The organism is Nitrospira defluvii (assembly GCF_905220995.1).
Taxonomy (GTDB): Bacteria; Nitrospirota; Nitrospiria; order Nitrospirales; family Nitrospiraceae; genus Nitrospira_A; species Nitrospira_A defluvii_C.
In genome coordinates this window covers 598,988-613,383 of the sequence record NZ_CAJNBJ010000016.1, presented here as the reverse complement: position 1 = coordinate 613,383, position 14,396 = coordinate 598,988, and the positions used below count along the sequence as shown (strand labels likewise).

Annotated in this window: 17 protein-coding genes; all 17 read left to right on the top strand. The window is 60.7% G+C overall.

Translation table 11 applies throughout. The features are described 5' to 3' along the window. The first annotated feature begins 37 nt into the window (after positions 1 to 37). The 17 genes from KJA79_RS14530 (at position 38) to KJA79_RS14450 (ending at position 14,396) form a co-directional block, all read left to right on the top strand. Positions 38 to 622 carry a Tll0287-like domain-containing protein gene (locus tag KJA79_RS14530; RefSeq protein ID WP_213042768.1) on the top strand — a complete coding sequence of 195 codons (585 nt, stop codon included), beginning with the start codon at positions 38 to 40 and terminating at the stop codon, positions 620 to 622. 1,088 nt (positions 623 to 1,710) lie between these two features. Then, positions 1,711 to 2,556, top strand: a complete 846-nt coding sequence (locus KJA79_RS14525; RefSeq protein ID WP_213042767.1) for a c-type cytochrome — start codon at positions 1,711 to 1,713, stop codon at positions 2,554 to 2,556. 105 nt (positions 2,557 to 2,661) lie between these two features. Further along, entirely contained in the window at positions 2,662 to 3,060 is a 399-nt protein-coding gene (locus KJA79_RS14520) for an OsmC family protein (RefSeq protein ID WP_213042766.1), read from the top strand. A gap of 31 nt (positions 3,061 to 3,091) precedes the next feature. Then, positions 3,092 to 4,273, top strand: a complete 1,182-nt coding sequence (locus KJA79_RS14515) for a sulfite oxidase (protein WP_213042765.1) — start codon at positions 3,092 to 3,094, stop codon at positions 4,271 to 4,273. Beyond that, the gene (locus KJA79_RS14510; protein ID WP_213042764.1) at positions 4,270 to 4,917 is read left to right on the top strand and encodes a c-type cytochrome; all 648 of its coding nucleotides are present in this window, start codon (positions 4,270 to 4,272) and stop codon (positions 4,915 to 4,917) included. The genes KJA79_RS14515 and KJA79_RS14510 overlap by 4 nt, the downstream gene beginning before the upstream one ends. Positions 4,918 to 4,953: 36 nt before the next feature. Next, positions 4,954 to 6,366, top strand: coding sequence for a c-type cytochrome (locus KJA79_RS14505; protein WP_213042763.1), 1,413 nt, complete (start codon positions 4,954 to 4,956; stop codon positions 6,364 to 6,366). Positions 6,367 to 6,440: 74 nt separating this feature from the next. Beyond that, entirely contained in the window at positions 6,441 to 6,800 is a 360-nt protein-coding gene (locus tag KJA79_RS14500; protein WP_213042762.1) for a DsrE family protein, read from the top strand. 204 nt (positions 6,801 to 7,004) lie between these two features. Continuing rightward, positions 7,005 to 7,883 carry a polyphosphate kinase 2 gene (gene ppk2 / locus KJA79_RS14495; RefSeq protein WP_425518119.1) on the top strand — a complete coding sequence of 293 codons (879 nt, stop codon included), beginning with the start codon at positions 7,005 to 7,007 and terminating at the stop codon, positions 7,881 to 7,883. 52 nt (positions 7,884 to 7,935) lie between these two features. Further along, positions 7,936 to 8,520, top strand: a complete 585-nt coding sequence (locus KJA79_RS14490; protein ID WP_213042761.1) for a c-type cytochrome — start codon at positions 7,936 to 7,938, stop codon at positions 8,518 to 8,520. 360 nt (positions 8,521 to 8,880) lie between these two features. Then, positions 8,881 to 9,189, top strand: coding sequence for a YtxH domain-containing protein (locus tag KJA79_RS14485; protein ID WP_213042760.1), 309 nt, complete (start codon positions 8,881 to 8,883; stop codon positions 9,187 to 9,189). Between the two features lies 1 nt (position 9,190). Continuing rightward, positions 9,191 to 10,108: a 2-oxoacid:acceptor oxidoreductase family protein gene (locus KJA79_RS14480; RefSeq protein ID WP_213042759.1), complete on the top strand. Its 918-nt coding sequence runs from the start codon at positions 9,191 to 9,193 to the stop codon at positions 10,106 to 10,108. After that, complete coding sequence (locus KJA79_RS14475; protein WP_213042758.1) at positions 10,093 to 11,331, top strand: pyruvate synthase; 1,239 nt, start codon at positions 10,093 to 10,095, stop codon at positions 11,329 to 11,331. Before KJA79_RS14480 ends, KJA79_RS14475 begins: the two co-directional genes overlap by 16 nt. Before the next feature lie 140 nt (positions 11,332 to 11,471). Further along, the gene (locus tag KJA79_RS14470; RefSeq protein WP_213042757.1) at positions 11,472 to 12,410 is read left to right on the top strand and encodes a thiamine pyrophosphate-dependent enzyme; all 939 of its coding nucleotides are present in this window, start codon (positions 11,472 to 11,474) and stop codon (positions 12,408 to 12,410) included. Further along, complete coding sequence (locus tag KJA79_RS14465) at positions 12,407 to 12,898, top strand: cytochrome c (RefSeq protein ID WP_213042756.1); 492 nt, start codon at positions 12,407 to 12,409, stop codon at positions 12,896 to 12,898. The genes KJA79_RS14470 and KJA79_RS14465 overlap by 4 nt, the downstream gene beginning before the upstream one ends. Positions 12,899 to 12,912: 14 nt before the next feature. Next, a complete protein-coding gene (locus tag KJA79_RS14460) occupies positions 12,913 to 13,395 on the top strand; it encodes a hemerythrin domain-containing protein (protein ID WP_213042755.1) in 483 nt (160 codons plus the stop codon). Next, positions 13,392 to 13,778 (top strand): hypothetical protein, encoded by a 387-nt coding sequence (locus tag KJA79_RS14455; RefSeq protein WP_213042754.1) that lies wholly within the window; start codon positions 13,392 to 13,394, stop codon positions 13,776 to 13,778. The genes KJA79_RS14460 and KJA79_RS14455 overlap by 4 nt, the downstream gene beginning before the upstream one ends. A 30-nt stretch (positions 13,779 to 13,808) precedes the next feature. Then, complete coding sequence (locus KJA79_RS14450) at positions 13,809 to 14,396, top strand: hypothetical protein (protein ID WP_213042753.1); 588 nt, start codon at positions 13,809 to 13,811, stop codon at positions 14,394 to 14,396.

Below are 14,396 nucleotides of genomic sequence, written 5' to 3'. Positions count from 1 at the left end.
TCCCTGGGCCGGAGGGCCATCTCGAAGGGAGGCTGTCATGTCGATCACACAGAGGCTTGCGGGAGGACTGGTTGCCGCGCTCGCCCTGCTCGGAGGCTGGGGCCCCAGCTTCGCCGGCGCACCATCGGCCGGCAGTGTCCCGGTTGAAGCGGTGATGGACTATCTCCATTCCGTGCTGGAGGCCAATCGGACATTTTATACCGTCCATGTCGTGGAGCGGATGCAGCGGAGGGGCGTGATCGAGTCCTCTGAGAAATGGCGCGAACTCAGCGCCCTCCCGCTTCCGGCCCAGTTTTTTCAAGAGGCATCGAGCCTGGCCACGCTGACCGGCAGTGCCGTTCGGTATCGCTTGATCAGTCTGAATCCGATCAACAAACAAAGCGGCCCTCATAGCGACTTCGAGCGGAAGGCGCTCGAAGCGGTCATGGCACATCCCGAGCAGCCGTACAAGGGCCAGGTGACCGAGGGAGGAGTGCGATATTTTCAGGCTCTGTATGCGGATCTAGCTGTCTCGCCCGTTTGTGTGAGTTGCCATAACGCCGATCCGCGCAGCCCGAAGCGTGACTACAAGCTGCGGGATGTACTCGGCGCGGTCCTGATCTCGATTCCGATGCCCGAGTGAGCGCCGCATCACGGCGCGTATCAGGACGGGATGGGAGAGGCTGCACGGAAAGATTCGGCGAACGAAGTGAACGTCGATCGGACTCCGGTCGAGCCTGTCTATGTCGCAGGGGGTGCCTTTTGGGCATCATGCCTTGAGTGTTGGTGGGGGAGCCACGCTCACCAATCCCTGCCGGTTGAAAACACTCTGGAGTATCTCCGGGTCGCCGTGGATCACGGGAAATCATCAATTGAGTTAGGACGCATGGCCGGAATGTCGCAGGTCAAAGCCAGAATGACGGCTGTGTCGTTGTGAGCCGCGCCCGGCACGTGCGAGACCGAATTGGCGACCATGGAGGCGCTGACGTATGCGCTTCGCGTGACGGGATACATGTCCGACCACAAGTGACGGAGGGCGAGAATCCGTGCCCAGCGGCTGCCCCAAATGTGGGCGCTGTCTACCTACTGTGTGTGCGAGGACCGGTGTGACAATATCCGTTCCGCGCCGCGATTGATGATAAGGTCTGAAATGTACGAGGCCGGGTTACAGCCAGATTTGTCCGGTCATGAATTCAACGCAGTCCTGATTGGCTCGTGACGATCATGGGCCGTCAATGCAAGCCAGTTGAAATCGGGGCGACAGACCAATGGTTCGATGGATGCGGAGGGGACGATGCGTCGATGTCTCATCCTGGCAGGGGGGTGGTGGCCATGAGCGGCTGGATCGGCGTCCAGGAATTTCATGGGAACCCTGACAAAGGTGAGGCAGCATACAAGGCACAGTGCGGGCGACGTCGTGATGCGACGGATGGATTCCCTCTCTCGATAGCCTGGACCTGACCAGCACCGCTGGGCGACAGGCGGTGAGCGCCTCAGGAAAATTCGTTCAACATTCTGAATCCTTTCCCTCCATTCTGACCCTAATAGGACAGTTTGAGGAAGGGCTATTGGACAGACGGCGCTGGGGCGTGATGCCGCAGGAGTACTACTGACGCTGGGGCTTTTGTCGCCAGCTGGGCCGGCTGAACCTACTCCATCCTACGAACTCAGCAGCGTTTAGCCGGTTGGTCGCGTGGACCGGCTGGTACACAGCTTGCGAGATTGGTACGTATGCGACATTTCATGCTCGGTAGCCTTTTGGCGATAGCGGTAGTCGGCGGGTGTGTCGGCTCTCAGGGGAGCGGCGGCGTTGGGCGTTCAGGCCTCGGGCAGGCAGAGTCAGGCGGAATTGATGCGGTCTTCAGTCACCCCTCCCCCGACTCCATCCCCGGGGGCCAGCGCGGAGAGCAGATCCGGTTAGGGTATCAGCTGGTCGTCCATACCCAGGAATTTGCCGCCTCCTACGTAGGGAACGGGCTCACTTGCGCCAACTGTCATTTGGATGCAGGACTTGATCCCAATTCGGCCTCCTATGTCGGCCTCTCGCGGGCCTATCCCGAATATCGTGCGCGGGCCGGGCGTGTCGTGACGCTGGCCGACCGCATCAATGAATGTTTCGAACGCAACTTGAACGGCAAGCCGATTCCGCAAGACAGTCACAAACTGCAGGCAATCGTCGCCTATATCGAATGGTTGTCGAAGGATGTCCCGGCCGACAGCCGGATGGCCTGGCGCGGGATCCCCACCATTCAATCACCCAAGCCGCCGGACGCAGTGAATGGAGTCAAGGTCTTCACCGCCCGTTGTGCGTTTTGTCACGGAGCCGATGGGCAGGGCACGATGGCGGGGCCACCCCTGTGGGGACCTCAGTCCTACACGCTCGGCGCGGAGCTGGCCCTCGTTCCGGTGGCGGCTGCGTTCATCAAGTCGAACATGCCAAGAACCAGGGGATGGGCTCTCTCGGATCAGGATGCGTATGACGTCGCGGCTTACATCAACGCGCAACCACGCCCGGACTTTCCCGACAAGGGCCATGATTGGCCGAAGGGGGGGAAGCCGGCGGATGTGCCCTACTAAGTAGACGCAGCGGGGCTCGCGATGCAGACCGCGGCCAAGTATTGGCCGAGATGTGCCGTCAGCGACCACCGATGAGACAACGCCGATAGATGGAGGAACGATAGGATGAAGCTCAGCGTGGCCTATCAGGGCGGCGCACGTTACGACATCCTCAGCGACCGGCATCGCGTCGTCACGGATCAACCGGTCGAAGATGGTGGCGCCGACGCGGGCATGAGTCCCGTGGAATTGTTTGTGGGCTCTGTGGCCAGCTGCGTAGGCTATTTCGTGGGTAACTTTTGCGCGCGACACGACATTTCCCGTGACGGCCTGAAAGTGGAGGCGGAGTGGACCATGGCGGAGCAGCCTCACCGTGTGGGGCAGATTCATCTGTCGATCAGGCTGCCTCACCGGATCACGCCGGAATTGAAAGAACGATTGTTGAAAGTCGCTCACGGATGCACCGTGCATCAATCTGTCGTGGTGCCGGTTCGGGTGGCGATCGAATTGAATCCTCATACGTAGAGGGTGATGGGGGTAGGATGAAAGGACAAGCATGGCGGTGACGAGGCGAGCGTTGCTCGAACGGGTGCTGCAGGGGATCGGAGTGGGTGTGGTGGCGGGTGGTGTCGACCGAGCGCTCGCCGACAGTCAGGTTGAGGCGACGGGGCAGGCGAGCGGCCCGCTCACCGTTCGTGTTTCCCGGCCGTTTGACGCGGAAACGCCAGTGCGAGAATTCACCTCCTGGCTGACCTCCAACGAACGGTTTTTCGTGCGCAGCCATTTCGGGCCACCCAGTGCGGAGGCCATTCAGCCGGAGTCGTGGCGTCTCACGGTGAAGGGACTCGTGAAGGATGAGTTGACCCTGACCCTGCCCGAGCTCAAAAAGTTTGACCCGATCACCATTACCGCCGTGTTGCAATGTAGCGGAAACGGTCGCGCGCACCATCGTCCCAAGGTTCCCGGTGTCCAATGGGAACGGGGTGCGGCTGGAAACGCGCAATGGACCGGCGTTCGGCTGCGCGACGTCTTGCAGCGTGCCGGCGTGAAGCCGCAGGGACTGCATGTGCAAATGCAGGGCGCGGATCGTCCGGCTCTGCCCACCGTGCCCCTATTCACGCGAAGTATTCCCATCGCCAAAGCGCTCCATCCGGATACGCTTCTTGCCTATGAGATGAATGGTCGTCCATTACCGCTCCTGCATGGGGCACCGTTGCGGGTGATCACCCCGGGCTGGATGGCAGAATCCTGCATGAAATGGTTAACGGAGATCACCCTGCGTGCAGACGAAACGCTCGGATATTACATGCAGCAGGCCTATCGCATACCGGAGACGTCGATCCAGCAGGGGTCCGGGTTGCCGGGGAGCGTGATGGTGCCGGTCGAGCAGATGCCGGTGAAATCGCTGATCGCCGCGCCCGGTGAAGGGGACACGCTGAAAACCGGTCCGGTGACCATTCAAGGGGTGGCCTGGGCGGGTGAATCGCCGATCACCAAGGTGGAAGTCTCGTGCGACGACGGAAAGACCTGGGAGCCAGCTCGTTTGGTGGGTGAAGAGCAGCCCTATGCCTGGCGGCAATGGCAATACCTGTGGAACGCGCGCCAGGTTGGACCGACGGCGATTCTCTGTCGGGCGACGGATGCGCAGGGGATTCAGCAACCGGAAAAGAGTCCGTGGAATCCCGGGGGGTTTCTGTGGAATGGGTGGGACCGCCTGTCTGTGATGGTGGCCGCATGAGGGGCGTGATGGAGGAGGCGCGAAGGGAGCGAGGGCGATGGTCTCCGGTGGTTGGGGGCCTCGTACTGCTCCTCGGCATCGCCGCCGGGACGGCGGCTCAAGAGGATGACAAGCATACGATTGAACCGGCGCAGGCTCGCCGGGCTGTGACGTTGATTCATGCCCGTTGCGCCGTGTGTCACACGACCGATCTCATCGTGCAACAGCGGTTGCCGCCGGATCGATGGCAGGTCACGGTCGAGAAGATGATGCATTGGGGCGCGGACTTGTCCAAGGACGAAGCCGCCGCCCTGCTTCAGTTCGTGACGACCCGCTACCATCCAGGTGCGCCGGACCATTTGCCGTCTATCGAAGAAGAGTTGGCGATGACGGCCCCGGCGGGAGGGCCAAGCACCGCGAGTGACGGTCCGCTGGTCGGGGTATCGGCACGAGGCGCGGAAATCTTTGCACGGAATTGTCAGGCCTGCCATGGCGAGGGCGCGATGGGAGGGGCAGGGCCCAAATTGGTCCGCAATAAAATCTTGAAGAACGAGGGAGCGTTTTGGGAGACGGTGCTCCATGGCCGAGGCCCGATGCCGGCTTGGAGCGCTGTCTTGAGTCATCAGGAAATCGCAGATATCCATGCCTGGTTGGCATCACGCTGACCGGCCGCGCAGTGGGGTGAACGAAAGGGGTGTTTCATGGGTGGAAGACGGACGGTGATGATCGGGTGCGCCTTGGTCATGCTGATGGGGCTGTTTTCATTTCCCCGCTTGCTCTTAGGCAGTGATCAAACTCGCGTCAAGGAGATGATCCAGAACAACTGTGCCGGATGTCACCGCCTGGAAGGGAAAGCGGAGTCGCGGTTCAATTTGAAGGCGCCCGATCTGATTTGGGCCGGGAGCAAATACCAACGTTCGTGGCTGCTTCGATACCTGACCGGGAAAGAGGCCCCGCTCTATCCTAAAGGGTACCGATGGGATTTGTCCGAGGGGCCGACTCGGCACCCGGTCGTCACTGAGGATGAAGCTCAGGGTATTGCGGAGTATTTCGAGCAACACAACAAGGATTCGCGGGTGAAAGTCGGCGCCTTTGATGTCTCGAAAATCAGTAAGTTCGACGCCACGTTCGGCGGGATGGCTTACAAAGCCCACGCCTGTCTCGGATGTCACCTGATCGAAGAGAACGGCAAACTGATCGGTGGGCCGCAAAGTATCTCGTTGGCAGCATCCGGGCAACGGTACAACATGGATTGGCTCTTCCGCTTCGGCCAAAACCCCCAGGATTTTATCACCCACACCGGGGAGTTCCTGGCCGATGCCACAGAGCCGCAACTGCGGGCGGTCATCGGTTTTCTGGCGGTGCAAGGGGTCAAGGACTTCAAGTATTACGAACCGTGGACGGCGCCTGAGTTCGGGATGGCGAGTGCCGATCGCGGGAAGGTGCTGTACAAAGAATATTGCGCCCAGTGTCATGGGTTCACCGGAAAAGGGGACGGTCCGGCCGCCTCGGGGCTTGAGCCAAAACCGGCGATCCATGCCAACATTCCCTTCGACAAGGTGCCGACCGACTATCTCTACAATGTGATCAACCATGGCGGCGCGGCCATGGGGAAATCGCCGAACATGCCCTATTGGGGCCTGACGATCGGGCAGCAGGGTGTGGCGGATGTGATGGCCTACTTGAAAGCCACCTTCAAAGGTGGAGCCGATGTGGCGCAAGCGACCGTCGGCGGTGAAGGGCCGAGCGGCGTCTGCCCGCAACCCAGGAAAACAGCGAAGGCACCGGCGGACTTCCTCTCCAAGACGAGTCCGTTGCCGCACTCGGACGCGACCGTCCAGGCGGGGAAAACGCTCTTCCTGCAGACCGCCCAGCCGGTGGCTTGTGCGATGTGTCACGGGGAGAAGGGGAACGGACAGGGTTTCATGGGCGCGGCATTAATCCCTCCGCCCAGAAACTTTACCTGCGGCTCGATGATGAAAGACCTTCCGGACGGGCAACTGTTCTGGATCATCAAGAACGGATCACCCGGCACCGGCATGATGTCCTTTGCCGGATTGCCGGATGAGCAGGTGTGGCAGCTCATCGCCTACGTGAGAAGTCTGGCCAAATAACACGGCCGGAGCAGGCAGCGTGTGGCGCATCGTCATCGGCGGTGCGCCATGTGCGTTGAGAGGAGGAATACTTGATGGCGACGTTTATCATTTCCGGCAGTCGTGGTACTGACGATCCCACGATGGCGACGTTACCCTTCATGGCGGCCAAGACGGCCAAAGAGCAGGGGCATGATGTGGTGCTCTGGCTGTGGAACGAGGCCGTAACGCTGGGGCGCAAGGGCACGGCCGATCATGTGACCGGTGTGAACCTGACCGCATTGAAGGATCTGCTGGCTGCGGTGCAAGCGGCGCAGATTCCCATCTGGGTCTGCGGGGCCTGCGCGGTTGCTCGTCAAATTAGCGGGACGGATCTCGTCGCCGGCGCCACGATCAAGGGCATGGCTGATTACATCAAGGCTGTGGCTGAGCGTGACCGGAACGTGGCATTCTGATCCAGCATGAAAGGACAGGGGGCGCGCATGGCAGGAAACGGACAAGGAAACGGAAAAGCCAAGGGCAGAAAAGACCGTGAACTGACGGAGCCGGACACGATGCTCGGGCCACAGGACCTGGAGGAGGACGACCTGGAGGTGATCCCCACCGCCGTCCCCCGGGTGGGCGACGGATATGAGGCGGCGCGTGACCCCGGCGGCGCCATGGCGGCGGGATTCATCGGTGAAGCGGGCCGGATCTTGAGTGAAGAAGATCTCCGGCGGATCAACACGCCGAGGGGCCTGATCCAACTGATCAAGAGCAAGAACATCAATCTGGACGAGGTTCGCAAGACGCTCTTATACGAACAGGAATTGCGGCAGCTGCAGGTCGAATTGGTCCGGCTCCAACGGTGGGTGCAGGCCGACGGTCAGCGCATTGCCATTCTTGTCGAGGGGCGTGATGCGGCCGGCAAAGGTGGGACCATCCGCCGTTTCACCGAACATCTCAACCCGCGTGCCATGCGGGTCGTGGCTCTCCCGAAGCCGACGGACGACGAACGGGGGCAATGGTATTTTCAGCGGTACATCCGGCAATTGCCCAACAAGGGCGAAATCGTCTTCTTCGATCGGAGTTGGTACAACCGGGCCGTAGTGGAGCCGGTCATGGGATTCTGCAGCAAAAAGGAACACCAGCGGTTCCTGCAGCAGGTGACGGAATTCGAGCACATGCTGTACGAAGATGGCGTCACGATCATCAAGTTCTGGTTTTCGATTTCCAAGGAGGAACAGGCAAAACGGTTTGAGGCCCGTCGGCAGAATCCGCTCAAGCAGTGGAAGCTGAGCCCGGTCGATGAAAAGGCTCAGGAGATGTGGGATTCCTATACGCGGTTCAAGGAAGAGATGTTCAGCAAAACCCATACGACGTTCAGCCCCTGGATCATCGTGAAGGCGAACGATAAGCAGGCGGCCCGCCTGGAAGGTCTGCGGTATGTCTTGAATCTCCTTCCGTACAGGGGGAAGGATGAAGCGCAGATTCGCCTCACGCCGGATCCCAACGTGATCACCCGTTTTCATCGGAAAATGGCGGAACTGGATTTCTGACTCCGGTCAGGTGCGTGGGCGATCTAAGATGTGCCCCCGGAGGGGAAGAGGCATGGTGGAGCGCAGAGGAAGTCTGGCGGTGACGGCGATGCTGTTTGTCGCGTTGCTCTGTGGTTCGTCCCTGGCGTGGGCGGCCGGGCATGATGTCATGCGGCCTCGCGTCCCGGCGGACAAGATGGCGGAAGCTCGGGCTCTGAGAAGCCCAGTGCCGGACGCACCTCAGACCATTGAAAAGGGCAAAGCGCTCTATGCGGGGAAAGGCACCTGTATCAATTGTCATGGAGCGGAAGGCGACGGGAATGGGCCGCTGGCGGCTCAGCTCAATCCTGCGCCTCGCAACTTCCAGCATCATGGATTCTGGCGCCATCGGACGGAAGGGGAAATCTTCTGGGTGATCAAACATGGGTCGCCGGGGACCAGCATGATCGGTTTCGGCGAGCAACTCACCGACGAAGAGATCTGGGCCATTCTTCAATACGAGCGGACCTTCCGACGTCATCATGGCATGCGCGGGATGCGCGGACGCGGCCCAATGGGGCACGGGGGCATGCGCGACTCCCGTGAGGGCGATCGTATGGATGGATCTGAGGAAGAATCCGCGCCGACACAGACGCCGTCGTCGCCGGAAAAAGAGTGAATGGGCCCCTGTGCGCCGGTTGCCCCGCTGTGCCTCCCCCCTGCTCCCTTCTGCACGCTGATCACGACTTCGAAGAAAACTCCCGCAACGAGCCCAGCGTACTGGCCGGGGATGCCGGCGCCATCCATTGCCACTGATGCGTTTTGCAACAGTGCAGCATCCCTGCGGTTCTGGAATTCCCCAGTCGAACCGCACAATAGGCATGTCGCCGCGCTGCGCAGGGAAAATCCTCGCCAAAGTCGACACTTGTCTCGGATGCAGGCCTTGGTGCCTGGCACGTCCTCTGCTTTCTCCAAGAGCGGGTGGTAACCGCGCATGCCGATGCCCGATTCATATTTTAGCCGGGAAGGAGACAGCACCATGGCCGATCAGAGTCACAATTGTTCAGGAGCCGGGATGTCGATCGCGTTTCTCAGCGGCGCCGTGCTGGGTGCAATGGCCGCCATTCTCTATGCGCCAAAATCCGGAGTAGAGACGCGGGCGGCATTACGTGGGTATGCGCGCCGCACGGAGGAAGAGATGTTGGAGAAGGCACGGGAGATTCGCCAAGACATTTCTCAGACTGTGGATGAGGCCAAACGCTATCTCCGGGAGACGGAAGCCACGATTGCTGCGGCTGTGGCGGCCGGAAAAGAAGCCTTCAAGAAGGAGCGGGCGGATCGAGCTTGAGATGGTGGCTGTACGATTTCACGGACGTGGGGGGCAAGGCGCCAAGACGGCCAGCCGCATTCTCGGCACGGCAGCGTTCGTGAGCGGGTATGTGGCGCAAGACTCCCCGATCTACGGCGCGGAGCGAAGAGGGGCGCCGGTCGCGGCATTCACGCGCTTCGGCCGGGAACCGATCCGCGAGCGGGGGGCGATTGCGCATCCTGACGTCATCGTGGTGGCCGATGCCTCGTTGCTGGACGATGCGGTGGCGCGCGTGTTGGACGGAGCGACCGGGCAGACGGTCCTGTTCGTGAATTCGTCGCTGAGTGCGGAGGCGCTACGCGCCCATGTGTCCTTGCCTGAGTACGTGACGACGCGGGATGTGACGGGGGTGGCCCTGCAACAGCTGGGAGCGCGTGAGGCGATCAGTGCCCTGCTCGGCGCAGTCGCCGCGCGATTGGTGGGGTTGGAGTGGGAGCCTGTGCGCTCGGCGATCGAAGGCGAGCTTCGCGATCTCGGCCTGGCCGAGCCGGTGATCGAACGGAATCTGACGGTGGCGCGGCAGTGCTACGACTCGGTTGAGTCGGCCAGATTGCCTCAAGGCAGAGGGCAGGCCGTCAACGCCGCGTCTTTGCACCATCCGACCTATGAAACACCGACGAAGGGCACAGCCAGGATCGCCGCGGCAGGAAATTCGGTGTTACGCGAAACCGGCGGCTGGCGAACATTTCGACCGGTGTTGATCCCAGACAAGTGCAACGGATGCTGGCTCTGTTTCGTCTATTGTCCGGACGGGGTGATCACGATGAATCGGGAGGATCGGCCGGTCGTGGACTATGACCATTGCAAAGGCTGTCAGATTTGCGTGCACGAATGTCCGACGCACGCATTGATTGCGGAGCGGGAACAGGAAGGCGGGGTCGCATGGACAGCCAAATGATGACCGGGAACCTGGCAGCTGCCTGGGGCGCCCGGTTGGCCGACGTGGATTATATTCCGGCGTTTCCCATCACGCCGCAGACGGAAATCGTCGAAGCCTTGGCTAAGTGGTGTGAGCAGGGGGAGTTGGCCGCGCGATTCGTGAGCATGGATTCCGAACATTCCATGATGACGGCGGCCGGTGCGGCGGAAGTCACGGGCGCGCGAGTTTTTACCGCCACCTCTAGTCAAGGGTTGCTGCATGCGTTCGAGGTGCTCTATTCCATTTCGGGGTGGCGTGCCCCGCTCGTGCTGGTCAATGTCTCGCGGGCCCTGGCCGCGCCGATTACCCTGGAGTCCGACCACAATGACGTGTTGGCCGCGCGCGACGCCGGGTTTCTGCAGATTCATGCCGAGACCTGCCAAGAGGTGTTGGATTCGATTCTGATGGCCTATCGGATTGCGGAAGATGAACGGGTGATGTTGCCGGTGATCGTGAACCTGGACGGGTTTACCCTGTCGTTCACCCGTGAGCCGGTCACGGTGCCCGATCCGGCTACCGTACGACGGTTTTTGCCGCCCTTCCGCCCGTCTCATCTCGGGTTCACGGCCTCGTCGCCGCATGCGTTGGGTGTGGCCGTGATCGGCGGTACCACGTATGCGTATTTCCGGCATCAGGTGCATCTCGCTGCCCAGAATGCGCTCGAAGTGCATCGGGAGGCGGCGGATTCGTTCCAGGTCTTGTTCGGTCGTCGGTATGACCTGGTCGAAGGGTACCGGTTGGATGATGCGGAAGACGTGCTCGTGATGACCAATGCGGGGGCAAGCAAAGGGAAGGCGGCGGTCGATGTTGCCAGAGCGCAGGGGAAGCGGGTAGGTCTCCTTCGACTACGGGTGATTCGCCCCTGGCCGGCTGATGCCATTCGACAGGCCTTGCGTGGGCGACGGGCCGTGGCTGTGCTGGATCAGAACCTGGCGCCGGGGCAGGGCGGGATTCTCTATCAAGAAATCGCCGCCTGTTTGTACCACGAGACCGCCAGGCCACGGGCCCTGTGTTCATTCATCGGCGGGTTGGGAGGCCAGAATCTTTCGGCCGGCGAGTTTCAAACCGTGTTTGAGCAGACGGCGCAGGCCGGAGTCACCGGAAGGGGCTGCGGACCGGTGTTGCTCTACAGTACTGAGGAACATCAGGAGATGACGCAATTGCAGATGGTGGCGGCAGGCGGCCTGAAACCTGAAACCTGAAACCTGAAACCTGAAACCTGAAACCTGAAACCTGAAACCTGAAACCTGAAACCTGAAACCTGAAACCTGAAGAAGGAACCCTGCTGACGTTTCTGGTGAGACGAGAAGTGAACAGCGAGAGAGGCTTCACGAGAGACCGTATGTGGCAGCGCGAGACGTTCAAGAAGATCAAACAGATTCCCCGCGAAGAGCACGTCCTTCCCGGCACGGTCCTGTGCGCCGGATGTGGTGGCCTCGAAGCGCTGCGACTCGCGGCGAAGGTGCTGGGCGATCATGTCGTCTACGTGAATGCCGCCGGCTGCTTTACCATGTTGGCGGCCTACCCCTACACATCGTTCAAGGGATCATGGTTGTATACGACCATGGGTTCGGCGCCGGCCGGCGCGCAGGGGATTCGCGATGCCTTGGATGTGCTGATCGCCAAGGGGAGAGTGCCCAAGGACGAAGATGTGAAGGTCATCGTGTTGGGAGGTGATGGCTCCACGTACGATATGGCGCTGTCGTCGACCTCCGGCGCCATGAATCGCCAGCTTGATTTTTATTACATCTGTTACGACAACGAAGCGTACGGCAACACCGGCATGCAGCTGTCCCCCGCCACCCCCTTTGCCGCGCGAACGGCGACATCACCCTGCGGTCTGCAGCATCCCACCGCGACAATCCAGGAGAAGAAAGACATCTTTGAGATCTGGCGGGCGCATCGGCCGCCCTACATCGCGACGGTCGCCCCACGGTATCCGCTGGATTTAGAGGAGAAGTTTGCGCGTGCCGCCGCCTTCACTGGACCGAAGATGTTTCTTGCCCTCGCCGCCTGCCCGACCGGCTGGTTGTACGACCCCGGAGAAACGCCGGAAGTCGCCAAGTTGGCTGTGGAGACCGGTCTCTGGCCGCTGAAGGAGGCCATCAACGGGGTGGTCACCCACACCTATATTCCGAAGCGCAAGCCGGTCGAGGCCTATCTGCAACTGCAGGGACGGTTTCGGCATTTGTTCGAGCCGACGGTACAAACAGAGGCCATTCGGCACATTCAAGAGCAGGTGGATGCCTACTGGCGGCAGGCGACAGAGGAGCAGGCATGAGTCGAGGGCGAATGACTTCAAAGGCGTCGTTATCGTGCCTGGTGCTGCTATTCCTCCTTGCGAGCGGCTGTGCAGAACATCAGCCCGCACCCGGCATGAGTGGAGTGACGCCGGTGCATCTGCCGGATGTGCGAACGCCCATTCCGTTGGAGGCAGACGCTCGACAGGAACATCGCGCCGTGATGCTCCAGCATCTGGAAACGATTCAGGCGATCGTGGCGGCGTTGGCGGACGAGGACTACCGGCTGGCCCAAGGATTGACCGAAACGCATTTGGGATTTTTTATGCATCGGCATGCGATGGCTCGACAGCAGCCGGAGAATTTTCCTCCCGCCTATCATGATCTCGCGATGGCGCATCATGAAGCCGCCGAGAAGTTGGCCGATGTGATGCCGACGAAAGATCTGAAGCGAATCCTGCCCGAGTTCAACAACGTGCTCAAAGCCTGTGTCGCCTGTCACTTGGAATACAGACTCCGTCATTCATAACGAAGGAGAACGGCATGTCGGATGCGAAGATCAGTGTCACGTTTGAGCAGGACCATGACCGGCTGGACGCGCTCTTCACTACCTTCCAGCAACAGAAGCGCACGGATTTCGCCAAGGCCAAGGAGGCCTTCGTCGAGTTCAAGTTCGGCCTGCAGCGGCATATTGTGTGGGAGGAAGACGTGCTCTTTCCCAAGTGGGAGGAAAACTCCGGCATGGCGGAAGGCGGTCCCACGCAAGTCATGCGCACCGAGCATCAGATGATCGGTCAATGTTTGGAGGCCATTCATGAGAAGGTGCAGGCACAGAATCCCGACAGCGATCGAGAGGAGCAGCGGTTGTTGGAGATCCTGAAATCGCACAACATGAAGGAGGAGCGGATTCTTTATCCCTCGATCGATCAGGTGATCAGTGAGGCGGAGCGCGCGGAACTCTATCAGGCGATGAAGGCGATTCCCGAAGAGCGGTATCGAACCTGTTGCGGGAGCGGGCGGTCATGAGCGGCCGCGGTGGTGTGGCGCTGGGTTGTCTTCTGGCACTGCTCTGCATGGCCGTCGCGCCCGGAGGGAATGCGTTCTCCCCCGATCGAGCAGGAGAGAATTCCCCGTCGAAGGAACCGTCGGTGGTGTGGACGGCGGCCGATTCGAGCGGAATGACGGCGAATCCTCACAGCGATTTGATTTTTCGGGCGACCGGCGCAACCACGTGCATGGATTGTCATCGTGCCGGAAAAGACGGCCTGATGATGTCGCAGGTGCAAGACAATCGGTTGGTACAGGAACTCAAGGCCAAGGCGAAGGGTGTTCACGGACCTGGTCGTTTTGCGGACTGTTTGCGCTGTCACGCCGGCGGCAACAAGGGAGTCGAGAAGTATCGAAAGTAATCGGTGCGTGATGAAACGCGGGTATCAGCCATGACAGGTGTGCGGTCGCGCCTGTTCGCGGTGGTCGCGGCGACGGCCGGTGCGGTCGTCAGTGCCCTCGCCTTTGAGGCGCTACTCAGTCTCGACAAGGTCACGCCCTTCGGCCATACGCAGTACGGGCACGGCGTCGGCTGGGCGGGCTTGGCCGTCACGTTTCTGGTATTTGTCTATCCGATTCGAAAACGGTTCAATCCTTCGCGTCGATGGCCCCGTGGGTGGTTTCGAGTCCACATGGTGGCGGGCGTCCTGGGGCCGCTGCTCATTTTTATTCACTCCGGCGCCCACTATCATGCGATCGTTCCGATCCTGGCCATGGGGTCCATGGTGATCGTCGTCTTGAGTGGAATCGTGGGGCAACTGGTGCACGCCGTGAGTCTGAGGGCGCTCAACGAGGAACGTCACCACCTTCAGCATCAAGGCCTCTCTGAGAGTGATGTGGACGCGCAGTTGCACGGGATGGCGTCCCAGGAGGAAGCCTTTCGTCTCTGGCAGGCCATTCATGCACCGATGACGCTGATGTTCTTGGTCTTCACCGTCCTGCATGTGGTGGGGGCGTTGTTCTTTGCCGGAATGTCGTGA